Origin of the sequence: Pedobacter sp. Leaf170, from assembly GCF_920984665.1 — a bacterium.
Taxonomy (GTDB): domain Bacteria; phylum Bacteroidota; class Bacteroidia; order Sphingobacteriales; family Sphingobacteriaceae; genus Pedobacter.
Map to the genome: position 1 here is coordinate 523,619 of NZ_CAKLBP010000001.1, position 23,296 is coordinate 546,914.

The following is a 23,296-nucleotide window of genomic DNA, read 5'->3' on the forward strand; positions in this document are numbered from 1 at the left end:
CACTTTCTACTCTCCACTTTCCACTTTCTACTTCCCGTTAAACACTACTCTCCTAAACAAATCCTGGATAAATCCTAAGCCATAGGCTGTTAGTTGGATAAAAGAAGAAATGATGCTCAAAAATGCAACTTTTATAGATTTATTTACAGACCATGAATGAAAAAATATCAACATAAAGTAAATCAGAATGAAGAAGTTACAAACATAGGCCAAAGGCAGGTAGATAAAGTTACAAAACACGCTGAAAATGAAGCCTACCGTAAACACTGCCGGAAAAAAGTGTACAAGTTTAAGCTCATTAGGGAAATGTTTATAAATATTGATTCTTGCCCTTCCGAAAAAGTGTAGCTGCTTGTAAAATTGACTAAAACTTGTTCTGCGTTTATGATATACTTTTGCCGCAGGAATTAAGCCGATTTTAAATCCATTTTCATCAATTCGGATGCTATATTCAATATCTTCTCCAAGTCGTGTTAGTATAAAACCACCAACTTTTTCCCAAACTTCTCTTGAAACACCCATGTTAAAACTACGTGGATGAAACTGACCGACATGCTTTTTATTACCTCTTATCCCTCCAGTTGTGAAAGGAGATGTCATGGCGTAACTAATGGCCTTTTGAACTGGTGTAAAACTTTCGTGGGCTGCATCAGGACCGCCAAAGGCATCCAGGTCGTGTTCGTAAAGGTAATTTTTAACTATCTCCAAATAATCAGAAGGTATTAAACAATCCGAATCGAAAATGATAAAGTAATCGCCTTTTGCCCTTTCAAAACCAAAATTTCTGGTGAAACCTTGCCCTTCGTTCTCCTTATAGAAATAGCGTATATCGAGCTTATTGGTGTAACTCTCTACAATTGCTTTTGCATCATCTTTTGAACCATCTTCAATAACCAAAACTTCAAATTGTAAGTAAGTTTGCTTGGTTAACGTGTATAATAGTTCGTTAATTTCTTGCGGACGATTATAAAGCGGAATAATAATGGAGAAAAACATCTTTTAAAAGGTAAAAGGTAGAAGGTAAAGGGTGTAGGGTTTTGGCGAATATCTGTACGCCTTAAACCATTTATCTTAAACCCTCTTTTCTATTAAATATTGATTTCTTTCTGGCGCATTTCGGGTAACCAATTCAGCTACAAAACCTGTTAAAAACATTTGCGAGCCGACAACAATGGCCACTAAAGCAATGTAAAATAAAGGCTGATCGGTAATTTCTCTTTTGTAAGGAATGTGCGCTGCGATATGATAAAGCTTTACACCAATCATCCAAAGTGCCATAAAAGTTCCGATAACAAAGCTTAAAACACCTAAAGAACCGAAAAAGTGCATTGGGCGCTTGCCGAATTTACCAACAAAAAATATAGATAGTAAATCTAAAAAGCCGTTAATAAATCTGCTGAAACCGAATTTTGTTGTACCATATTTACGGGCACGATGCTCTACAACCTGCTCTTCAATTTTAGTAAATCCTGCCCATTTTGCAATTACAGGAATATAGCGATGCATTTCGCCATAAACTTCAATGGTTTTGACAACATCGCTTCTGTAAGCTTTTAAGCCGCAATTAAAATCGTTTAATTCAATACCGCTCATTTTTCTGGTTGCAGCATTAAACAATTTTGTTGGGATGGTTTTAGTTATTGGGTCGTAACGTTTCTTTTTCCAGCCGGAGATTAAATCCAGTTTTTCTTCTTTTATTCTGCGGTATAATTCTGGTATTTCATCAGGACTGTCTTGCAAATCAGCATCCATTGTGATAATTACATCGCCATGCGTTGCTTCAAAGCCTACGTTTAAAGCTGCAGATTTACCGTAATTTCTTCTGAATTTAATGCCTTTAATGGAATCGTTTTGTAGCTTCAACGACTCTATAACTTCCCATGATTTATCGGTGCTACCATCATCAACTAAAATAATTTCATAGCTGAAACCATTCTCGTTCATCACTTTAGCAATCCAGGCCGTTAACTCGGGTAAAGATTCGTCTTCGTTATATAAAGGTACTACAATTGATATATCCATTTATTAATGTTTTCGTCATTGCGAGGAGGCACGACGAAGCAATCTATTTGATAAAGATTGCCGCACACTCTACTCATTTCAACGCTTCGTTCGCAATGACGTATTATTGAATAACGTGCAAATTTCATCAAATTAAATGATAAAACTTGCACGTTAGAAAATTTTATGATTTTATAAAATTAAGCAGTAGGATCTTGAAAGTTATTAAAAGTAACTGATTCCTTTTTCTTAAGTATTGCGGCAAGAATTAATGAAAGGACGCCATACATGGCTATTGAAACTCCAAAACTAGTTAATGAATTTTTAAAAGTAGGCTGAAGTTTTTCCTGCATATTACCAGCTTTTGCCAAAGCATCATCAATCTGTTCGCCAGACATACCAAAACCCTCCATCATCTTACGTTGAGATTCTTCTATAGCTGCTGCTGCTGTGGCAGGCAAATCAGGGTCAATAAAAGTCATTAATATCACATTAAACAATACCGCAGTGATAGCCAAGATTAATGCTATTATTAGATACGATTTAAAAGCTTCTCCAAATGTCCAATAGCCGCCAATTTCTTTTCTAATGTTTAGACCAACAATAACCAATAATGCAATAAAAACCACTAAAACGCCAATGGGAGCTAAAAAATTAGTGTAAAGCATTACGGGATTGATAAAATGGAATGTTAAAGAAATAACAACAGAAACTGCTGCTAATGTTAATCCATATTTTAAGGATAGTTTTGAAATTAAAGTGCTTTTGTCCATGTTTAGTTTAGTTTAGTTATTAATGGTAGTTATTAATATATAAGTAGCTGAATCGAACGATTTGTTACTACTAAATTTACTTATTTCTTGAACTGTTGTTGCACTACCCTCAGTATCAAGGAAAAAAACCATAAAAGGAACAAACAAATCTTTCATTTCTTCGCTGATGTTTAACTTCCCTGAAGCTTTACAAATATCTTCAACACTGCTTTCGGCAAGTTGCTGGTTGCTAATCAGTTCTTCATAAATCTCAAATTCATCTTGAAACTCATCATCCTCCACTAATAAAAATTCTTTCAAGAAATCGCCAAGTTCCGGTTCCAAATCTTCATCCTTACATTCTTTAATATACAATAATAGATTTAAAAGTTCTGTTCCCCTATCAATAGTTTCTTCCTCAATATTTGCCCATTCTTCACTTTCCAAATAATCCTCTTCGAGTTTTTGTACATCGCTGCTGAAAAAATTCACCATTAATAAATCGAAGAAAACTTCTCTCAAGTCTTCAAAGTCAGGGTTTGAATCGAAAACTGCATCAAAAGCTGTTGCTTTATCTAAAAAATTAACATCTAACTCAAAAGCTGCAATTAACTCAGTTTCAAAGTTTCCGGTGTTAACTGCCGAAACTTCGGCATATTTATTTATTGATGCACTTAGTGCTTTTTTTACTCTGTTATCCATGTTTATAGTATCAAGTATTTAATTTCAAGACTTGGTTAAAGCTGATTATTTAACCTTCAGCTTTAATCTTTAATTTATAGCCTTTTAGCTTGTATAATATTGGTTGTTATTGTAAACTAATTTAACTTTTCCGGTTAGTTCTGTTCCAATTAGCGGACTATTAGCCGATTTTGACTGGTTAGAACCTGGATTATACAACCACTTCTCATTTGCATCGAAAATAGTAAAGTTCGCCTCTGCACCTTCTGCAATTACAGGAATATTTAAATTTAGCAATTTGCGTGGGTTAATGGTTAATTTTTCTGCAATCAAAACCGCATCTAAACCAGCTTTTAGTAACAAGGGTAAAACAGTTTGTAAACCGGTAATACCATAATGAGCTATTTCAAATTCAACATTTTTAAATTCAATTTCCTCAGGACGATGTTGCGAAACGATGGCGTCAATTGTACCATCTTTTAATCCGCTTATTAAAGCCTTAACATCAGCTTTGCTTCGTAAGGGTGGTTTTACTTTGTAATTGCTATCAAAATCTATTAATAAGTCTTCTGTAAACACAAGGTGATGCGCTGTAACGTCGCAGGTAATTTTTACTCCATCTTTTTTCGCTCTGCGGATTAATGCAACCGAGCCAGCCGTAGAGATATTGCTAATGTGAATTTTAGTATCGTTATACGTTGCTAAAAATATATCTCTTGCGATGTGCATTTCTTCGGCCAATGGTGGTAAACCTTTCATACCAAGTAAAACGCTGTTTTTGCTTTCGTTAATCTGAGATTTGCCGGCGATTGATTTGTTCTCCGGATAAACCATTAAAAGCGCATTTAATCCTTTAGCATATTGCAAAGCACGACTCATAAAGCCATCATCCTGAATGGCACGGTCGCCATCAGAAAAGGCGATAGCCCCGGCTTGTTGCATATCAAATAATTCGGCAATTTCTTTTGCTTCTCGATTCTGACTAATCGCTCCGATTGGCAAAACATCAACCAGATTTCCTTTTGATTTGTTTACAATATATTCTACCTGAGATTTTGATTGAACAACCGGGCTAGTTTGAGGTAATAACGCTAAACCTGTAAAACCGCCAGCTTTTGCAGCTGCAGTTAAAGTTTGGATATCTTCTTTTGTTTCAAAACCAGGGTCGCCTGCTGCACAATTTAAATCGAAAAAACCTGGTGTTAAAAAAGCCCCATTTGCCTCAAAAACCTCTTCATTTTTCTCGGCAGATAATTTACCGATTTGCTGAATTTTACCATCAGTAATCCTTAAATCACACTGTTGGTTGTTAAATTTACTTTGAGGATCGGCAATGGTTACCTGCTTTACAAGGAGATTCATATTGTTTTTTTAGGGTTGTTAAAAAATCGGATGAGCAGAATTTCTGCTGCAATAAAAATCAGCGACAAAATTAGACAAAGTTTCCATAAAGTTTGCCCTATTTGGTTCTGACCAGAAATTAATTTTACAGCGTCTTTTTCTGTGTCGTATATTTTTAAGTTACTTTTTCCAATTAAGCTATTCAATTCCGTTTTACTTAAATAGTGCATATCCGATTCAGATCGATTACTATTAAAACTATAAACAGCCAATAAAGAATCATTAAGTTTTAGGTTATAAAACCCCGGATTTTTAATCTGATCGGCTGTGTAAATTAATGTTCTGCCTTCTGCAAAATGCACATCAGGAATAGATTCGAACTGATTTGAGGTGAGTTTTAAAGATTGGTTTTTTCCGATTGTTATGTTTTTGCTGTTTAGCACATTTTCAGAACCGATTGTTGAATATAAGGCATCGTAACTACCTGCACCTAAACTTAAACGATACATCAAAGGCACGAAAATTGGATGTCGGGCAAAATTACCGTCGGTTTGATTTAAACTTGTGGCCGACAGATATATTTGCCCCTGACCTAAACCATACTTTGCAAAAAATAATTTACTTCCCGGCAGTTGTAAAATATCTTCTTTATTGGTTTTGTTACTTTCAATAAATGAGAAATAACGGTTAACTACAGGTAAATCCAGATTTTTTGGCACTTCTTCAAAAACACTTTTAAATACAGGATTCTTTAAATCAATTTTATCTACTTTAGTCGCCGTGGTGTTTAATGTTGAAACGGAAGGAAGCGATAGCCCACTTAAAAATGTGTTAAACGTTTTTACATCAACATCCAAATCTGGAAAAACAGCCAAAATGCCGCCAGCATTTACATAAGTTTTTAATTGCTGAGCTAAGCCGGTTGAAGGATTTCTTAATCCATTTAAAACAATTAAGCCATAGTTTGAAAAATTATTGTAGTTAATGTTAGTTTCGACATTATTTGTGAGTTTATAGTATTTATCTGCCGAAAATAACGGCTTGATATAATCTTGGCTTGCGCTACCATTAATGTTTAATACCTGAAAATTTTCATCAACATTAAAGCTAAAAAGAAGACTGTCATCAAAAGTTATTGGAAAATCTTTTATGGTAATCATTCCTTTTTGCCAACCTGCGGTTAAACCCGAAAAACTGAGTGTATCTTTTACGGTTTTACCAGCCAAAATACTTACAGCATTTACAGCTTTTTGACGGTTGTTGATGCTTAATTTAAGCGGGATGTTCTTCGCATCTTCTTCAGAGTAGTTTTTCAGCTGCACAACCAATCTCTCACTAGCACCTGGCTGATGATTGGGCGACAATGTCCAAACACTATCTATTGCAATATTAGGTAAGGTTGTTGCATTCAACTTTAAGAAAGCGTATTGAATATCCTGTTTTGCATCTAACTTTTTTTGATTAAAAACATTCTTTTGAAAATCGGATATTATAAAACTGTATTTATTGGCAGAACCAGTTAGTATGTTGCTTTGTCTGCCTAAAATTTGTTGTAATGTTTTATTGGCTGATGAAATTTTAACATCATCAAGCGCTTTCAAAAATTCTTCTTTACTTAACAGCCTTTGGTATTTACCCTCAAAATCGTTGGTTAGTAGCTGAAATCTATCATTTAAGCCAAAATTTTTAACTAATTCTCTGGCGTTTCTTTTCGCTTCATCGAGTAGGCTGCCATCTTTATTTACAGCATCCATACTGTAAGAATTATCGATATAGATACTTACAGAATTATTTAAAATGGTAGTTTTTTGTTTGTTTAAAGGAATATATGGCTGTGCAAAAGCCAACACTAAAAATATAATTGCGAGTATTCGCGATAGCAGAATGAGTAAATTTTTTAATTTTTCTCTGGATGAATTTTGTTGCTCTAATTCTTTTAAAAGCTGAACATTAGAGAAATAGACTTTCTTAAACTTGCGAAAATTGAATAAATGAATGATAATCGGAATTGCGACCGATAATAGTGCGAAAAGAAAGCCCGGATACAGGAAATTCATTAAAAACCAAAGATAGAAAAATTATGCAGAGGATTTAGAATCTTTATTTTTTATTGATGATACTCTTTAGATACAGGTTTAACATTATTTCAAAAATCATCGAGTAATTCTTTATCAATCGACATCTGTAGCAATCTTTCCTTTAGTTTGTTGGAAAGCCACAGCTTTAATTGTAAATTTTTAATTTCATCCGAAGTCTGGTTTATTTCTTAAAAAAATTAAAAGCTCCAATTTTAAAGTTTTCATCTATTTGTCTATACATTCCCATTCAAATGTTTCTAGTCTAATATATTGCAACAAGTATATAATATGAATTGCAATTATTATGGCTTTTGGTACCTCATTAAAACTTCTTCAAGCTGCTTTTCTGTTGAAATAACCCTTAAAATTTTACCATTTTTAACAATCATGTGCGTAGGAAAAGAATTTACGCCTATTTTCTCTGTCACATAATCTGTTTCAACAGATGCTGTTGCATAATTAAATTTAGTCTTTTGTAAAAACTTACGAAGAATTTTATCTGAATCAGTTGCCAAGCTCAAAAATTTTACATTTTGTCGTTTGGAATACTTTGAAACCAGTTTATTTAACGCAGGCATTTCTTCTATACAGGCTCCACAACCTATAAACCAAAACTTTAGCAATACAAGTTGATCCTTTACTGTTTTTAGATTATAAACCTTTGAAGTTAGGTCTGTAAAATTAAATTCAGGAATCGAGCTACCCTCCATGTTGAAAAATTTGACATCTGTTTTAAATGTATTCATAATAAAGCCCCTTAGTTCTGAATCTATAGCGGTAGTTAACTCATAAAGCTTATAATGTTTTAGCGAATCTTTTGTTTCTAGAGCAATAGGTAAAAAATAACCTTCTTCCAGCTTTGCAAAAAAATCTTTCCTGCTTACGGGCTTATTATTTGTATCGAAAGCAATAAAATCATCAGAAAGGTTAATTTCATTATAGTAATAATTCCAAAATGCATCAGAACTTAACAATATTTCTGATGCAGCAAATTTGGGCTTTTCTTGCTCGTTTGAACACGATAGCAAGATTAGACAAATGAGTAAATACAGGAGAGCATTAAACTTCATAATGATTACAGGTTTTATTGTAATATACAAAGAATTTTCTGAAACTAATAAAATAGTTCTAAAAATATGCTTAATAAGAAAAGCCAGGAAACTCAATATTAACAACTTTCCACTCGTTGCTGCTTAGGGCAAAATATAATTTAAATGGACCGCTTACAATTTTTGATTGTTTTGCCAATACAGAGCGGTAACCTGCAACGCCTTCAACAAAGCCCATACCCTTTTCCTCACCCATCAATTCAAAATGCACATCAATAATATCATATCTGCCGCCAACGTATTCATCAGCTTGTCCAAAAATCCCTTTAAGTCTGCTAATAATTACATCTTTACCGATTATTTTATTTCCCGGGAGGATAAAAAAATCACTTAATTCGGCAGTGATTGATTTTGATTGTTTAAACCACGCATTTATAAAACGGATGGCAGTATTAACAATATCGGCCTGGTAATTAAAATTAGGATTTTCTTGCATCCGGCAAATCTACGGCTTCTATCTAAACTTTTTCATAGCCATCCAAAGTTTATCGTCCATGTTGTAAACATCTTTACGATATTCTATTTTACCATTTTTTGCCCAGGCGGTGTGATAGGTAATTAGCAAGGGTATTTCGTTATCTAATAAAAATTTAACGGGCTTTAAAGGAGGTTTCTCATCCGCCTTAGTTTTTGATACAATAGCTTTGATTGGTAATGTTGTTTTTATTGGCTTTAAACCGAGTTCAGTTCTTACACTATCAAACCTGGTATCGTTGGCCATAATATGCCAGGCCAGTTGCAAAGGTTTTTCCAAACGAATACAACCATGACTTATGGCTCTATTGCTTAATTTGAAAGCACTTTTAACGTTTGTATCGTGAAGATAGATGCTACTTTTGTTCGGAAACATAAATTTTAATTTCCCAAGCGAATTATCCGGACCAGATTGTTGAACAAATAAAAATGGCAGTTTTTTTCTATCGTATTTATACCACCTGATGCTAGATGGATTTTCTATCAATTTATATTTATGATAAACCAAAATATTATGTCGGGCGCAAATAGCTTGGATTTCGCCTTGCCATGGTATATATTTTCAGTTTGCGCAATACTTTCCGGTATATTCCATTCAGGGTTTGAGTACAAAAATTTTATGGCACTTGCTAATTGTGGCGTTTCTCTATTATTTGGTTTATCATCTAAATCGCCGGTTTTTTCAAAAATTTTCAATTTTTTATCATAATCTAACTCCCTTTTTTCGCCGACGCAAACCTTCATTGTAGTAATGGTATCTTCGCCACTAAAGTAAACCAGGCGATAATCGGGAATATTTACCTGGATATATTTGTTAGTTTTAATCGGCAAAACCCACCTTAAACGTTCCATATTAACAGCCAGAATCTTTTTTATAGAATCATTTTTTGATGATAAATAAGCCTTCTGTAATGCTAAATACTGCATCGATTTATTTGGCAGAACAGTTAAACTATCAAGAATATTTAAGGATGCCAACATTTGAGGTATAAATAAACTATCAGCCTGCTTAACATCAATATGATATCTAGAATATATTTTCTTTGGATTAACAACACCAAACTTTAAATAGCTGGCATATTTAACATAGGCGGCTGATGACAGAATTTCTAACCTTGCAAGTTTTGAATAACTCTCCTCTATATTGGTAAAATTGCTTTCTTTTAAACTTATAGATAAATCTTTAATTTCTTTTACATGGAAAGTTTGAGGATTAAAGCCGTGGCTATAACTATGCTCTAAATGACTAATTAAAGTGTCTAAACCTTTAGCACCGAAAAAGCGAATGGTAAAATTCGGATTACTATTGCCATTAAAATACTTTATTAAATCACGAAGATTATTATCCGCTTTGCATAAAGCACTTAATTCATTCACAAAAACAGAATCGAATTTTACGGAATCGAAATTTGTATAAATATCTTTCCCCAAACTTTCGGCCAATAAGTCACCGGTGGAAGGTTTAAAATTAAAAGCAACAAAAAAGCATAGTAAGGCTGCTGGAAAAAAAATGGCAATAAAGATTTTCAAAATATAAATCCGCTAGAATAAAAATGTCAGTTTGTTTGGGATGTATATTTAATAAGTTATAAAGCGCAGGGAAACATTTTATAACTAAAAGATAAATTATCTTGTTTTCTTCATGGCCAACCAAAGCTTTTCATCCATTTCGTAAACATCTGGCCTGTATTGAATTTTACCATTTTGTGGCCATGCTGTATAATATGTAATCAGCAAAGGAACTGGTTTTTTAGGGCCAAACCACGCCGGTTTCAGTTTAAAGGCCTTGGTAGTATCTGCTTTTGCTGCCAGGCGTTTTTTGTACCATTTATTGTGGGTACTATCAACCGGAGGCAAATCTACTTCTGCTCTAAGCTTATCGTATGTGTAATCATCACCAACAAGCTTTTCTGCAAACTCTAAAGGCTTTTCAATTCTTACGCAACCATGGCTAATGGCTCTGTTGCTTAAATTAAACCCGTTTTTATTATTGGTATCGTGCAAATAAATGCTCGAGCTATTATCAAAAATAAATTTGAATTTACCCAACGCATTTCCACCACCAGAGCCCTGTTTAAATTTAAAAGGCAGTTTATCTCTTGAGTATCTATCCCAGTTAATTGTATCAGGTTCGGCAATTAATTTATCTTTATAATAAACGTTAATGTTGCTATTTGATAGGTAATATGGGTCTTTTCTGGCCATCCAATAAATTTCGCTTTGCGCTATACTTACCGGAATATTCCAAACCGGATTCGCCTGAATTGAGTTAATCTTACTGAATAAAAGCGGTGTTTCGTGGTTTTTAGGCTTATCATCCAAGTTACCAGATTTGGCAAAGGCTTTTAATTTATCTTCATAACCGCTTTCACGTTTGCCGCCTACACAAACTTTCATGGTGATAACGGTATCTTGGTTATCAAACCATGTTAACTTAAAATCAGGAATATTTACCTGTACATAATTGGTACCGGTTTCGGGCATTTGCCAACGAAAACGTTCCATATTTAGCAGTAAAATTCGTTTTTCAGCCTCGCTTTTAGAATTTAGATAAGCATTCTGTAAACCTTTGTACTGTTCAGATTTTGGCTGAATGCTTCTTAATGAATCTAATAAACTTTCTGTACCCAATAGCTGAACCATGTTTAAACTATCCGGACGCTTAACTTTAATGTAATACCTTGAAAAAATATTCCGTGGGTTTACCACACCAAATTTCAAGTAATTATTGTAATTGAGGTATGCATTCGAAGCAAGTAATTCTATTTTTGCTATAACCGGATAACTCTCTTCTACAGTTTTAAATTTATTTGCACTAAGTTCGTTCAAAAGACTTTTTATTTCATCAATTTTAAAGATTTTTGGATTAAAACCGTGAACATTGCTATTTTGAAGGTAATTGATTAGTGTATCAAGTTCCCCATTGATGTAGAATTTAGTTACCATTCTAGGCTCATTATCATTTGATGCATAAAAAGCTTTAATGGTTTTTGGATTAATAAATGTTGAAGATAAATCATCCATCGTTTTTACGAAAACACTATCGTAAGCAATGGTGTCAAAATCTTTGTACATCTTATTTTGAAAGTGTTCAGATAAAACTTTTCCTATTTCAGGCGTTTGCTTAAACCACCCGCAAGCTGATATTGAAAAAATAATAGGAATAATTAGAAAGCGGAAATTCTTCAACACAATACAGTTTAATGCAAAAATAAGGTTATGGTAATTTTAAACACATAATGGCAAATTAAGTGCCATTATTTTTTGATTTACCATTTCAAACACTATATTTGCCATCGCTAATCAGCTAAAGCATTGATATTGGCAGAAATATATTTATGAAATTAACTTTGAACCATCACTTACATTTACATCATCGCCGATAGGCGATATGATATGTTTGTTTTGTACTTCAAAACTTTTTTCCGTAGAATAATTTCTTGCACACTCTATATTCAATACTTTGAAAACACTAAAAATTGCTATCCAAAAATCGGGTAGGTTAAACGAAAAATCTGTAGAAATATTAAAAAATTGTGGCCTTTCTTTTGAAAACTACAAGAGTTCCTTAATATCAACTGTTCAAAATTTCCCCTTAGAAATCCTATTTCTTCGTGATGATGACATTCCAGAATATGTACAAGATGGCATTGCCGATTTAGGAATTGTTGGCGAAAATGTAATTACAGAAACCAAGGCAAATGTAGAATATTTGCAGCGCCTTGGCTTTGGTAAATGTACACTTAAAATCGCCGTACAAACCGGCAGCGAGATTCAAAAATTAGACGATTTAAATGGCAAAGCGATTGCTACTTCTTATCCTGTAATTCTCGAAAAATTTTTGACAGAAAAGGGAATAAAATCAGACATCAGAACCATTTCCGGTTCGGTAGAAATTGGTCCGGGTTTAGGCTTGAGTGATGCCATTTTTGATATCGTTTCTACAGGCGGAACTTTAAAAAGCAACGGACTAAAACCCTTTGCAGATGTAATGCAATCTGAAGCAGTTTTAATTGGAAATAAATCGATAACAGGCAACCCAGAAGTTGCAGAACTACTGCAAAGAATTCGTTCTGTTTTAAGTGCCAAATCAAACAAATATGTGGTACTAAATGTATCAAAAGATAACCTTCAAAAAGTTGTCGATTTGTTACCGGGTGTTAAAAGCCCTACCATTGTTCCACTCTTTGAACCTAATTGGGTAGCCGTACATTCTGTTATTGCAGAGGAAGATTTTTGGGAAAAAATTAACAGCCTAAAAGCTGCCGGTGCAGAAGGTATTTTAGTGATGCCAATTGAAAAAATTATCACTTAAAATACGTTAAAAACGCTTAAATTGTTATTAACTAATAGTTAATTTAAAAACATAACACATTGAAAGTCTATAATTATAAAGATTTATCTAAATCAAAAATTGAAGAACTATGTTCCAGACAAATTGAAGATGATAAATTGGTTGAAGAACGTGTTTCAGACATCATAAAAACGGTAAAAAATAATGGAGATAAAGCATTAATTAATTTTGCCAAAACGTTTGATAAAGTTGAACTTGAAAAACTTTATTTGGATGCTCATGAATTAAAAGCTATCGCCGATACAATTCCTGCAGATGCAAAAGCGGCCATTGAAACCGCCTATTCTAACATTAAAACTTTTCATCAATCTCAAATAAAAAATGAAGCAAAAGTAGAAACCATGCCTGGTGTGATTTGCTGGCGGGAATCTCGTGCTATTGAGAAAGTTGGACTATACATTCCAGGTGGGACAGCGGTTTTACCAAGCACATTTTTAATGCTAGCCACCCCGGCAATAATTGCCGGATGTAAAGAAATTATTGTTTGTTCTCCGCCACAAAGTGACGGCAAAACCAATTGCTATTTGGCCTACTGTGCCGTACTTTTAGGCATAGAAAGAATATACCTTATTGGTGGTGCGCAAGCAGTTGCAGCTATGGCATTCGGAACCGAAACCGTTCCGCAGGTTTATAAAATTTTTGGCCCAGGAAACAGATATGTAACTACTGCAAAAACAATGGTTCAAAATAAGGTGGCAATTGATATGCCTGCCGGACCATCGGAGGTTTTAGTAATTGCAGATGAAACTGCCAATCCGTCATTTGTAGCTGCAGATTTACTTGCACAAGCAGAACATGGAATTGATAGTCAGTCTGTTTTAGTCGTTACTTCTAACAAAATATTAGATGAAACCTTAAAAGAAATTGATATTCAGATAGCTAAACTACCTAGAATGGATATCGCAGCTAAAGCAATTGAAAATTCATACGTAATTTTTGCTGATGATTTGAATGCTGCAATGGATTTTTCAAATGATTATGCACCCGAACATCTTATTCTGGCAACAGAAAAATTTGAGCAGCTTATTCCGCTAATAATCAATGCCGGTTCGGTTTTTCTAGGCAATCTTACTCCAGAAAGTGCAGGCGATTACGCTTCAGGAACTAATCACACTTTACCTACAAGTGGCTTTGCTAAAGCTTATTCTGGTGTTTCAACTGATGCTTTTCTTAAGAAAATCACCTTTCAGCACCTATCAGCCAATGGATTAAAAAATATTGGTGGAACAGTTGAAACGCTTGCCGCCGCTGAAGGACTTGAAGCGCATAAAAATGCTATTACAATAAGAAGAAGCCTCAAAGCTGAAAACCGAGGATAAAAAGCATGTAATACATATATCACATCATTATATAATATCATCCGACTTTCGGACTGCCGAAATCGGACTTTCATTAAAAAAAATGGACATTAACGACTTAGTAAGAGCAAATATAAAAAACCTAAAGCCCTATTCTACCGCTAGAGATGAGTTTAAAGGTCAGGCATCTATATTTTTAGATGCAAACGAAAACAGCTACGGTTCTCCCCTACCTGCAAACTATAATCGGTACCCCGACCCATTGCAGTTGGATTTAAAGGATGCTATAAGTAAAATTAAAGGTGTACCAATAGAAAATACTTTTTTAGGTAATGGCAGCGATGAAGCAATCGATTTATTGTATCGTGCCTTTTGTAATCCCGGCAAAGATAACGTGGTCATATTGCCGCCAACTTACGGGATGTACGAAGTTTCTGCAAATATTAATGATGTTGAAATTCGTAAAGTAAACCTATTGCCAAACTTCCAATTAGACCTGGAAAAAATTGCAGAAACGATTGACCACAACACAAAAATTATCTTCATTTGTTCGCCAAATAATCCTACAGGAAATTCGATAAATCGCGAAGATATTGAAACGATTTTAACCAACTTTAAAGGCATTGTTGTAGTTGATGAAGCATACATAAATTATGCCCGCCAAAAAACCTTTATTCAGGAGTTAACAGAGTACGGAAATCTGGTCGTTTTGCAAACATTTTCGAAGGCTTGGGGACTTGCAGCCTTACGTTTAGGAATAGCATTTTCATCAACAAAAATTATCGATGTTTTGAACAAAATTAAGCCACCATATAATATCAATCAGGCTACTCAGGATTTAGCTTTTGAAGCGCTAAAAAACATCGCCCAGGTAAACGATTGGATTAAAGAATCGGTTGCAGAAAGAGAGCGGCTTTCTACCGAATTAAATAACCTAAATATTGTTACAAAAATATATCCCTCGGATGCTAATTTTATTTTAGTGGAAGTTACAGATGCCATTAAAATTTATAATAATTTAGTTGATGAAGGAATTATTGTACGCGACCGCTCCAAAGTAATTTTGTGTGAAGGTTGTTTAAGAATAACCGTGGGCACTAAAGCAGAAAATGATAGACTATTAAACATTCTGAAAAATTTTTAAAAGATGAAGAAAGTATTATTTATAGACCGCGACGGAACTTTAAATATTGAACCAGATGATGAGCAGGTAGATAGTTTCGCAAAGTTGAAATTTTATCCCCGCTCGCTTTACTACCTTTCGAAAATTGCAAACGAAATGGATTATGAACTGGTAATGGTTACAAATCAGGACGGTTTGGGAACGCCATCAAATTCTGAAGAAAATTTCTGGCCTATTCATAATTTTATGTTAGATACTTTTGCTGGCGAAGATGTAAATTTTAGTGAGGTGGTTATTGACAGAACTTTTGCTAAAGATAATGCGCCTACACGTAAGCCCGGAACAGCTTTGTTAACAAAATATTTTGGCGAAGATTATGATTTAAAAAATTCTTACGTAATTGGAGATAGATTAAATGATGTTGTGTTAGCCAAAAATTTAGGTGCTAAAGCAATTTTTCTACGTCAGAATGATGCTTTAGGTTCTACTGAGGCATTAGATAAGCATGAAACTTTATTGGATATTATCGTACTAGAAACCAAAAAATGGGAAGATATATACAATCTGCTTAAAGCCGGAAGCAGAAAAATTAATCACATTCGTAAAACTAACGAAACTGATATTACCATTAATTTAGATTTAGATGGAACCGGAAAAGCAAAAATTGAAACAGGCTTAAACTTTTTCGACCACATGTTAGATCAAATTGCCAGACATGGAAGTGTTGATTTAGAAGTTATTGCCAAAGGCGATTTACATATAGACGAACACCATACCATCGAAGATACAGGAATTGCGCTCGGAGAAGCCTTTGCAAAAGGTTTGGGTAACAAATTGGGCATAGAACGTTATGGTTTTTGTTTACCTATGGATGATTGTTTAGCGCAGGTTGCCATAGACTTTGGTGGCAGAAACTGGATTGTTTGGGATGCGGAATTTAGGCGGGAAAAAGTTGGAGATATGCCTACCGAGATGTTTTATCATTTCTTTAAATCTTTCAGCGATGCTGCTAAATGCAATTTGAACATTAAAGCCGAAGGAGATAACGAACATCATAAAATAGAAGCTATATTTAAAGCCTTTGCAAAAGCGATAAAAATGGCAATTAAACGCGATGCGGAAAAAATGGTTTTGCCAAGTACAAAGGGACTTTTGTAAGGGTAAAAGGGAAAGGTTTAGCAAAATCGTCATTGCGAGGGGGCACGACGAAGCAATCTAAGATACATGTTTAGATTGCTTCAGCTCGCACAAACCCAGCTTCGTAATACGTGGTGGAGAACTTATTGCAAAAAACCTTTGTTAAATAAACCCGATAGTAGTGAATCCCGATTTTTCATCGGGAGAAACGAATAGCGGGACTACAGAACCTTTGAAAAACTAACATTCGTTTTCAAATGCTTATAAAGAGATAATTTTAGGTTTGCTAGACATTTCGTCTTGATACTTAATACTAAATACTTAATACTAAATGATTGGAATAGTAAATTATGGCGCTGGCAATATTTTTTCTTTAACCGCAGCATTAGAGCGTTTGAATGTACAATATGGCATGATAAACTCCGAAACGGATTTAGAAAAATACAGTCACATCATCATTCCTGGTGTTGGCCATGCAGCTGCTGCAATGGAAAAATTGAAACACACCGGATTAATAAATGCCATAAAAGCCTTAAATAAACCGGTTCTGGGCATTTGTGTAGGTATGCAATTAATTACTGAACATTCTGAAGAAGGTGATGCAAATCTCTTAAACATTGTTCCGGTTAAAACCAAAAAATTCGATAAGTCGCTGAATATCAAAATCCCCCACATGGGTTGGAACGCGGTTGAGCATAAAAACAATTCACTATTTGAAGGTGTTGAACCTAATGCGCAATTTTACTTTGTTCATTCGTACTTTATTGAATATAACCCTACTTTTGATATCGCCTCTGCCAACTACGGACTAAAGTTTTCGGCAGCGGTACAAAAAGATAACTTTTATGGTGTTCAGTTTCATCCTGAAAAATCGGGCAATGCTGGCGAACAGATTTTAAAAAATTTTTCAAACTTAAATTGAGTAATAGCTCATATTTAGATAAATTTCATTTCAATTTTTAACTTAAAAAAAATGTATATAATTCCTGCTATTGATATTTTGGATGGAAAAGTTGTTCGCCTGCGTGAAGGCGATTATAACCAGAAAACAGAATACGATGTTTCAATTGCCGAAATGATAGAGAAATATCGTTCAAACGGAACTGATTTTATTCATATTATCGATTTAAATGGTGCCAAAGGCGATTTTAGCAATCAAAAATCACTTTTCGAAATTATTAAGAAAACTGAAATGAAAGTGCAGTACGGAGGTGGAATCCGTACAATTGAACAAGTTACAAATTTACTTGATGCAGGAATTCATCGTGTAATTGTTGGCACGCAAGCCATTACCAACCCCGATTTTTTACAACAGTTAAGTGATGCTTTTGCTAAAAAAGATAACTACGCAAACCGCATTGTTATTGCCATTGATGTTTTAGACGAAGTGATTAAATACTCAGGTTGGATGGAAAGTTCGCCAATTAAATTGATGGATTATGTTGATAAATGCCTGGCGCTTGGTTTCTTCCGTTTCTTGTGTACCGATATTAGCAAAGATGGTAAATTGGGCGGTGCAGCCGTTGAATTATATAAAAAACTGTTAGAACATTCGCCGATGATTAAATTAATTGCATCAGGTGGTGTTAGCTCTATGGAAGACATTTATGAATTAGCAAAATATCCAATAAGAAGTGTTGTAGTTGGAAAAGCCATTTATGAAGATAGAATTACGATTGAACAAGTTAAGGATTGGAATTTAAAGATGTTGAGTTCGATATAAAATGTGATAAACAATATGCTTAAATGGGGAATAATTTTATTAGCAGCATCATTTATCATGATGTTAATAATAATTAATTCTTTCTTCTATGTGGGCAAATATTATAAGATTTTAGGTACAATTGGTGAATTTTGTATGTGGCTTTTTTTGCCTTGCTTTCTTTGTGGCTGTGCCTCGATTATTTCTGGTCTATTAAAACGAAAACATTAAATACTCGTCATTGCGAGGCACGAAGCAATCTCTCTAGCAAAACAGATTGCTTCGTGCCTCGCAATGACGGAAACATAGCAAAACAATGCTGAGTAAAAGAATAATCCCCTGCCTCGACGTTAAAGACGGCAGAACCGTTAAAGGTGTAAATTTTGTTGATTTACGTGATGCAGGCGACCCGGTAGAATTAGCAGCGCAATATGCGCAACAAGGTGCTGATGAATTGGTTTTTCTGGATATTACTGCCACTCATGAACGTAGAAAAACGATGATTGATATGGTAAAATCAGTTGCCCGCCAGTTGAATATTCCTTTTACCATAGGTGGCGGAATAACTGAAATCGCTGATGCAGAAGCTTTGTTAAATGCTGGTGCAGATAAAATCAGTATCAATTCGGCAGCTGTTCGTAATCCTCAACTAATAGAAGATTTAGCTAAAGCATTTGGCGTACAGTTTGTAGTTTTAGCTGTTGATACGAAACACGTAAATGGAAAAAATATGGTTCATTTAAACGGCGGAAGATTAATAACAGATTTAGAAACCGAAAACTGGATTAAGCAGGCTGAAGATTTAGGTGCAGGAGAAATCCTGCTAACTTCAATGGACCATGATGGCACAAAAGCTGGTTTTGATTGTAGTTTACTTGGTAAAATCAATAAAATGATAAACATCCCTATCATCGCATCGGGTGGCGCAGGGAGCACGGAACATTTTACAGAGGTTTTTCAAAAGGCAAATGTTGATGCAGCGCTTGCGGCATCAGTATTTCATTATGGCGAAATTCTAATTCCTGATTTAAAGGCAGCACTAAAAAGAAATAATATTCCGGTTAGGATATAAAATTTAATAAAACACTCGTCATTGCGAGGCACGAAGCAATCTTAATCGACTCTATAAGTCGGTCGTCATGCTGAATTTATTTCAGCATCTTAAAAAGATAGAGACCCTGAATTGAATTTAGGGTGACGAATTGGCAAAACAAGCTGCCTTAAAGAATTTAATTTTATTCGCAATGACGAAACTTGATAAAAACAATGAATATAGATTTTAACAAAAATGGTGATGGTTTAGTGCCCGTGGTCATTCAAGATTATAAAACTTTGGAAGTTTTAATGCTTGGCTACATGAATGCTGAAGCATTAGAGAAAACCCAGTTGGAAGGCAAAGTAACTTTTTTCTCACGCACAAAAAATCGCCTTTGGACAAAAGGAGAAACCAGCAATAATTTTCTTTATGTAAAAGAACTTTTTGTTGATTGTGATAACGACACCATCTTAATTAAGGCTGATGCGGTTGGACCAACTTGCCATACAGGAAACCGCAGTTGCTTCCACACAGAATTTAACCAGAATTTTATTTTCGAGTTGGAGAATATTATAGCCGATAGATACGAAAATCCGGTTGAAGGCTCTTACATTAACAAAATGAGGAGTAAAGGCTTAAATAAAATTGCTCAAAAAGTTGGTGAGGAAGGCGTTGAAACTGTAATTGCCGCATTGGCTGAAAGCGAAGAAGAATTAATTGGTGAAGCATCTGATTTAGTATTCCATTTGTTATTTCTTTTAAAAGAAAAAGGCTTATCTATTCAGGATATTGCAAAAAATTTAGAGAAGAGACATAAATAAAACATTGATTGATTCTACGTCATGCTGTTCCATATATACTGAATCAGCATCTTAAAAAAAAAACTGAAATACATTCAGGTTGATGATAACGCTCAACAACCAAAAGTTGAACATTAAAGAACTGTAAACCAAATGCTTAAATACCTAAGTTACCTTAATCTTTTTTTAGGGATAATCTTCATTGCAATCTTAAAAAACGGCGAGAACTATCTAGATTTAGCCCTTATCGTACCCTCAATTTTCTTCAATTGGGTAACTTTATTTCATTTCATCAGAAACAACCTGAAATTTGAAAAATGGCATCTGGTTCTGGGCTTTTTAAGTGTGTTTTTCTCTTTAGCATCAGCTTTGCTTACCTTTCAAATATTTTTACAAACAAGCGTATCAAACAACATTATATATTTTGGCATAGCCAGACTAATTTTTGACCTTTTGATAATTCTTCAGTTTGTACTTGCATTTAGAGCCAATAGGTTTGCACAATTAAACAAGTAGTCCTTTTGTTTGCTAAAATTTTATTCAGAAACTGATGCTTAACCACTTAAAAACCCTTACCGGTCATCAAAATCCAGTTTATGCTTTAGCAAATGCAGATGATGATAAAACATTTTTCAGTGCCGGGAATGATAAAGGCGTTGTAGAATGGTCGTTAGAAACCATGGCCTTTTTAAGGGTTAAATTGCCTGTGCAGAGTTCTGTTTATTATCTACATTATTACAATAACCAACTTTTTGTTGGAGAAAGAAGTGGTGCATTTAGTGTTTACGATTTTAAAACAGAAAAAGTAATTGCAAGAATCAATGCTCATACCAAACCTATTTTCAATATTCAAACTGTAAAAAGTAAAAACGAATTAATAACCACCGGCGAAGATGGGACCGTAGCAGTGTGGTCGCTTGATGATTTTATTGAAATTTACCGCTTTCAGGCTGCTTATGATACCATACGGTCGATTGCCATTACTCCCGATGAAAGCGAAATTGCTTTTGGTTGTAAAGACCATTTAATAAAAATCTACAATCTTTCGGATTATAGCATAAAGCAAAATCTAGAAAGTCACACCTTACCTGTAACCTCTTTAGCTTATCATCCAGAAGGAAAATATTTGATTTCTGGAAGTAGGGATGCACAACTAAAAATCTGGAGTTTGCCTGATTACGAATTGATGCAAACCATTCCGGCGCATATGTTTACCGTTTATGATGTTGTTTTCCACCCAAGCCTTCCCTATTTTGCTACAAGCAGTCAGGATAAGAGCATAAAAATTTGGGATGCAGAAAACTTTAAGCTTTACAAAATTTTGAGTTTAGAAAAACTCGGAATTGGCCATACCCATTCCATTAATAAAATTTTATGGAGTAACGATGGAAAATATTTAATTTCTACAGGTGATGACAGACAAGTTATAATTTGGGAAATGGGGGGTTGAGTTACTCCACAAACCTTTTTATAATTCTTAATTTATGGCTGTAAACGCCTAATTCACGATTAAAAATCCCTTCGTTATCAATAGGATCAATTTTTACTTTTGCAGATGAATGGATAATTTCATTCGGACTCAGCATTATACCAACGTGTGTTATTTTACCCTCGGCATTATCAAAGAAAGCTACATCACCAGGTTTAACTTCAGATAAAAAACCCACCAATTCGCCTTGTTCTGCTTGTTGCGAGGCATCTCGGTTGAGCTTAATATTCAACATTTTAAAAACAGTTTGCACAAAACCCGAGCAATCTAAACCAAATAAATGCCTACCTCCCCATAAATAAGGAACATTTTGGAAAAACTTTGCAGTCGATTCAATATCATTTTTAAAATCCGATTTAGAGCTATCGTAAGGTTCAAAGTTCATCTTAAACTTTTCGGTGCCTGCAAAACAATATTCATCAGCTAAAAATGGCAAATTACTTGCCGGGCTTAGGTGGTATAAAGTGCCATCGGCAGCTGTTAAAACGTTATTAAAGCTTAATGGCGCAATAAACTGATTATCATACATTTTAGTAAATTGCTCTTGAGTTATAGCTGCCAATTGCCTAAAATCTATATAACCCTGATAACCATCGTAGCCGTTTTGTACAAGCCACCAACGTTCTTCTTTCTGGAGAATTTCTACATGCTCACCAAATAACAACTGCGAAACAATTTCCGCTTTATCAGATGGTTCAGCTCTTAATGGAGCCACTGCAATTCTGCAAATACCGTATTGATTTTCCATTTAATAATTTTCTTATTAGAAGCAGTAAAATTAACAAATTACATTGAGCCACTAACATTTTGCTATCAAAATTGTTATTTTTATAATGATAGAATTTAAATCTGCTCAACATGAATTTTAAAAAAATATTGATAGCTGTTGATAACAGCACTTGTTCTGAAAAAGCTGCGAAAGCAGGTTACGACATTGCAGAAAAGTTTGGTGCAGCTGTAGCATTGGTAAACATTATTGAACCGATTCCTGCTAATGTAAACCCCGATTTAACATTAGCGCCGGTTTTTATGGAAACATACGATAACAGCGAAGAAAATAGTCATGTTTTGTTGAAGGAGATAGAATCAAAATATAGCAACGGAATTACTACTGAATATTTGAGTATTGTGGATACTGCAGCGCATGGAATTATCCAGCAATCTGATGAATGGGGTTCTGACTTAATTGTTATCGGAACCTACGGCAGAACAGGTTTGTATCATTTTTTAATGGGTAGCGTTGCAGAACACGTTGCCAGAAAATCGGCCTGTCCGGTTTTAATTATTCCAAATAAAAGCGATATAGATTAATTGGTTCATTGGTTCATTGGTTCATTGGTTCATTGGTTAATGAAAAATCGCCATTCTATTATATTGTTCTAACTATTAAAATTAATAAAAAAAAGGTTCTAACTTTCATTAGAACCTTTTACCAATATATTTTTTATGATTTCTGAAACCAAAACTGTTAACAACTAACTGCCAACCGTTATAATTAGTTTTCCTGATGTAACCAGGCTTTTTTAGCTAACAATTCGTCTTCAGTTTCACGGATATCTTCATCATCTACACAACAATCTACCGGGCAAACCGCCGCACATTGTGGTTCGTCATGAAAACCTTTACACTCCGTACATTTATCAGAAACAATATAATAAACTTCATCCGAAACAGCATCTTGCGCTGCTCCAGCATCAATCTGTTGATTACCGAAATCTATTATACCATCTAAATTTGTACCGTCAGAAAAACGCCATGCAGTACCGGCATCGTAAATTGCATTGTTTGGGCATTCTGGTTCGCAAGCCCCACAATTTATGCACTCATCAGTTATTTTAATTGCCATGTCTTCGTCTAATTCTTTTGCTTAGTTTAACTTTGCAGCTGCAAATATAGCACATAATCCATTAATAATAATTCT

Annotated in this window: 23 protein-coding genes; 10 read left to right on the forward strand and 13 right to left on the reverse strand. The window is 34.5% G+C overall.

Going from position 1 to position 23,296, the window contains the following annotated elements:
- Positions 1-27: 27 nt before the first annotated feature.
- From LUA90_RS02385 to LUA90_RS02435, 11 genes are all read right to left on the reverse strand, one after another.
- A complete protein-coding gene (locus LUA90_RS02385) occupies positions 28-996 on the reverse strand; it encodes a glycosyltransferase (protein WP_231489969.1) in 969 nt (322 codons plus the stop codon).
- A 75-nt stretch (positions 997-1,071) separates the two neighbouring features.
- A complete protein-coding gene (locus LUA90_RS02390) occupies positions 1,072-2,022 on the reverse strand; it encodes a glycosyltransferase family 2 protein (protein ID WP_231489970.1) in 951 nt (316 codons plus the stop codon).
- Positions 2,023-2,201: 179 nt separating this feature from the next.
- Entirely contained in the window at positions 2,202-2,774 is a 573-nt protein-coding gene (locus tag LUA90_RS02395) for a DUF4199 domain-containing protein (RefSeq protein ID WP_231489971.1), read from the reverse strand.
- Between the two features lie 12 nt (positions 2,775-2,786).
- Positions 2,787-3,455: a hypothetical protein gene (locus LUA90_RS02400; RefSeq protein ID WP_231465603.1), complete on the reverse strand. Its 669-nt coding sequence runs from the start codon at positions 3,453-3,455 to the stop codon at positions 2,787-2,789.
- Between the two features lie 84 nt (positions 3,456-3,539).
- Complete coding sequence (locus tag LUA90_RS02405; RefSeq protein WP_231489972.1) at positions 3,540-4,796, reverse strand: dihydroorotase; 1,257 nt, start codon at positions 4,794-4,796, stop codon at positions 3,540-3,542.
- Positions 4,793-6,832, reverse strand: a complete 2,040-nt coding sequence (locus LUA90_RS02410) for a BatA domain-containing protein (protein ID WP_231489973.1) — start codon at positions 6,830-6,832, stop codon at positions 4,793-4,795. Before LUA90_RS02410 ends, LUA90_RS02405 begins: the two co-directional genes overlap by 4 nt.
- A gap of 323 nt (positions 6,833-7,155) precedes the next feature.
- A complete protein-coding gene (locus LUA90_RS02415; RefSeq protein WP_231489974.1) occupies positions 7,156-7,827 on the reverse strand; it encodes a TlpA disulfide reductase family protein in 672 nt (223 codons plus the stop codon).
- A 166-nt stretch (positions 7,828-7,993) separates the two neighbouring features.
- The gene (locus LUA90_RS02420; protein WP_231465595.1) at positions 7,994-8,398 is read right to left on the reverse strand and encodes a hypothetical protein; all 405 of its coding nucleotides are present in this window, start codon (positions 8,396-8,398) and stop codon (positions 7,994-7,996) included.
- Positions 8,399-8,416: 18 nt separating this feature from the next.
- Complete coding sequence (locus LUA90_RS02425) at positions 8,417-8,923, reverse strand: L,D-transpeptidase family protein (protein ID WP_231489975.1); 507 nt, start codon at positions 8,921-8,923, stop codon at positions 8,417-8,419.
- A complete protein-coding gene (locus LUA90_RS02430) occupies positions 8,920-9,966 on the reverse strand; it encodes a L,D-transpeptidase family protein (RefSeq protein ID WP_231489976.1) in 1,047 nt (348 codons plus the stop codon). Before LUA90_RS02430 ends, LUA90_RS02425 begins: the two co-directional genes overlap by 4 nt.
- Before the next feature lie 96 nt (positions 9,967-10,062).
- Positions 10,063-11,511 (reverse strand): L,D-transpeptidase family protein, encoded by a 1,449-nt coding sequence (locus tag LUA90_RS02435; RefSeq protein WP_231489977.1) that lies wholly within the window; start codon positions 11,509-11,511, stop codon positions 10,063-10,065.
- A gap of 388 nt (positions 11,512-11,899) precedes the next feature.
- Here LUA90_RS02435 and hisG point away from each other — a divergent pair, with 388 nt between their 5' ends.
- The 9 genes from hisG to LUA90_RS02480 all read left to right on the forward strand — a co-directional run bounded on the left by hisG (position 11,900) and on the right by LUA90_RS02480 (position 21,336).
- Positions 11,900-12,751 (forward strand): ATP phosphoribosyltransferase, encoded by an 852-nt coding sequence (hisG, locus tag LUA90_RS02440; protein ID WP_231489978.1) that lies wholly within the window; start codon positions 11,900-11,902, stop codon positions 12,749-12,751.
- A gap of 59 nt (positions 12,752-12,810) precedes the next feature.
- A complete protein-coding gene (gene hisD, locus LUA90_RS02445; protein WP_231489979.1) occupies positions 12,811-14,109 on the forward strand; it encodes a histidinol dehydrogenase in 1,299 nt (432 codons plus the stop codon).
- Between the two features lie 82 nt (positions 14,110-14,191).
- Positions 14,192-15,232 (forward strand): histidinol-phosphate transaminase, encoded by a 1,041-nt coding sequence (gene hisC / locus LUA90_RS02450; RefSeq protein WP_231465583.1) that lies wholly within the window; start codon positions 14,192-14,194, stop codon positions 15,230-15,232.
- A 3-nt stretch (positions 15,233-15,235) separates the two neighbouring features.
- The gene (gene hisB, locus LUA90_RS02455; RefSeq protein WP_231465581.1) at positions 15,236-16,369 is read left to right on the forward strand and encodes a bifunctional histidinol-phosphatase/imidazoleglycerol-phosphate dehydratase HisB; all 1,134 of its coding nucleotides are present in this window, start codon (positions 15,236-15,238) and stop codon (positions 16,367-16,369) included.
- Positions 16,370-16,679: 310 nt separating this feature from the next.
- Complete coding sequence (hisH, locus tag LUA90_RS02460; RefSeq protein ID WP_231489981.1) at positions 16,680-17,270, forward strand: imidazole glycerol phosphate synthase subunit HisH; 591 nt, start codon at positions 16,680-16,682, stop codon at positions 17,268-17,270.
- Between the two features lie 51 nt (positions 17,271-17,321).
- Positions 17,322-18,071 (forward strand): 1-(5-phosphoribosyl)-5-[(5-phosphoribosylamino)methylideneamino]imidazole-4-carboxamide isomerase, encoded by a 750-nt coding sequence (gene hisA / locus LUA90_RS02465; RefSeq protein WP_231465577.1) that lies wholly within the window; start codon positions 17,322-17,324, stop codon positions 18,069-18,071.
- Between the two features lie 295 nt (positions 18,072-18,366).
- Positions 18,367-19,122: an imidazole glycerol phosphate synthase subunit HisF gene (hisF, locus tag LUA90_RS02470; RefSeq protein WP_231489983.1), complete on the forward strand. Its 756-nt coding sequence runs from the start codon at positions 18,367-18,369 to the stop codon at positions 19,120-19,122.
- Positions 19,123-19,316: 194 nt separating this feature from the next.
- Positions 19,317-19,907, forward strand: coding sequence for a bifunctional phosphoribosyl-AMP cyclohydrolase/phosphoribosyl-ATP diphosphatase HisIE (hisIE, locus tag LUA90_RS02475; protein ID WP_231489985.1), 591 nt, complete (start codon positions 19,317-19,319; stop codon positions 19,905-19,907).
- A gap of 529 nt (positions 19,908-20,436) precedes the next feature.
- A complete protein-coding gene (locus tag LUA90_RS02480) occupies positions 20,437-21,336 on the forward strand; it encodes a WD40 repeat domain-containing protein (RefSeq protein WP_231489987.1) in 900 nt (299 codons plus the stop codon).
- Position 21,337: 1 nt separating this feature from the next.
- Here LUA90_RS02480 and LUA90_RS02485 read toward each other — a convergent pair whose 3' ends face one another.
- The gene (locus tag LUA90_RS02485) at positions 21,338-22,123 is read right to left on the reverse strand and encodes a C40 family peptidase (RefSeq protein WP_231465569.1); all 786 of its coding nucleotides are present in this window, start codon (positions 22,121-22,123) and stop codon (positions 21,338-21,340) included.
- Positions 22,124-22,233: 110 nt separating this feature from the next.
- Between LUA90_RS02485 and LUA90_RS02490 the strand changes: the two genes are divergently transcribed.
- The gene (locus LUA90_RS02490) at positions 22,234-22,686 is read left to right on the forward strand and encodes a universal stress protein (protein ID WP_231465567.1); all 453 of its coding nucleotides are present in this window, start codon (positions 22,234-22,236) and stop codon (positions 22,684-22,686) included.
- Positions 22,687-22,870: 184 nt separating this feature from the next.
- Here LUA90_RS02490 and LUA90_RS02495 read toward each other — a convergent pair whose 3' ends face one another.
- Positions 22,871-23,221 (reverse strand): 4Fe-4S dicluster domain-containing protein, encoded by a 351-nt coding sequence (locus LUA90_RS02495; protein WP_231465566.1) that lies wholly within the window; start codon positions 23,219-23,221, stop codon positions 22,871-22,873.
- Positions 23,222-23,296 lie beyond the last annotated feature (75 nt).

Excerpts from the sequence above, each read along its gene's own strand:
- LUA90_RS02435 (WP_231489977.1), bottom strand. The coding sequence starts at position 11,511 with ATGTACAAAGATTTTGACACCATTGCTTACGATAGTGTTTTCGTAAAA.
- LUA90_RS02410 (WP_231489973.1), bottom strand. The coding sequence starts at position 6,832 with ATGAATTTCCTGTATCCGGGCTTTCTTTTCGCACTATTATCGGTCGCA.
- LUA90_RS02395 (WP_231489971.1), bottom strand. The coding sequence starts at position 2,774 with ATGGACAAAAGCACTTTAATTTCAAAACTATCCTTAAAATATGGATTA.
- LUA90_RS02390 (WP_231489970.1), bottom strand. The coding sequence starts at position 2,022 with ATGGATATATCAATTGTAGTACCTTTATATAACGAAGACGAATCTTTA.
- LUA90_RS02480 (WP_231489987.1), top strand. The coding sequence starts at position 20,437 with ATGCTTAACCACTTAAAAACCCTTACCGGTCATCAAAATCCAGTTTAT.
- LUA90_RS02490 (WP_231465567.1), top strand. The coding sequence starts at position 22,234 with ATGAATTTTAAAAAAATATTGATAGCTGTTGATAACAGCACTTGTTCT.
- LUA90_RS02495 (WP_231465566.1), bottom strand. The coding sequence starts at position 23,221 with ATGGCAATTAAAATAACTGATGAGTGCATAAATTGTGGGGCTTGCGAA.
- hisC (WP_231465583.1), top strand. The coding sequence starts at position 14,192 with ATGGACATTAACGACTTAGTAAGAGCAAATATAAAAAACCTAAAGCCC.
- LUA90_RS02405 (WP_231489972.1), bottom strand. The coding sequence starts at position 4,796 with ATGAATCTCCTTGTAAAGCAGGTAACCATTGCCGATCCTCAAAGTAAA.
- LUA90_RS02400 (WP_231465603.1), bottom strand. The coding sequence starts at position 3,455 with ATGGATAACAGAGTAAAAAAAGCACTAAGTGCATCAATAAATAAATAT.
- hisH (WP_231489981.1), top strand. The coding sequence starts at position 16,680 with ATGATTGGAATAGTAAATTATGGCGCTGGCAATATTTTTTCTTTAACC.
- hisA (WP_231465577.1), top strand. The coding sequence starts at position 17,322 with ATGTATATAATTCCTGCTATTGATATTTTGGATGGAAAAGTTGTTCGC.
- hisB (WP_231465581.1), top strand. The coding sequence starts at position 15,236 with ATGAAGAAAGTATTATTTATAGACCGCGACGGAACTTTAAATATTGAA.
- LUA90_RS02385 (WP_231489969.1), bottom strand. The coding sequence starts at position 996 with ATGTTTTTCTCCATTATTATTCCGCTTTATAATCGTCCGCAAGAAATT.
- hisF (WP_231489983.1), top strand. The coding sequence starts at position 18,367 with ATGCTGAGTAAAAGAATAATCCCCTGCCTCGACGTTAAAGACGGCAGA.
- LUA90_RS02485 (WP_231465569.1), bottom strand. The coding sequence starts at position 22,123 with ATGGAAAATCAATACGGTATTTGCAGAATTGCAGTGGCTCCATTAAGA.
- LUA90_RS02420 (WP_231465595.1), bottom strand. The coding sequence starts at position 8,398 with ATGCAAGAAAATCCTAATTTTAATTACCAGGCCGATATTGTTAATACT.
- hisIE (WP_231489985.1), top strand. The coding sequence starts at position 19,317 with ATGAATATAGATTTTAACAAAAATGGTGATGGTTTAGTGCCCGTGGTC.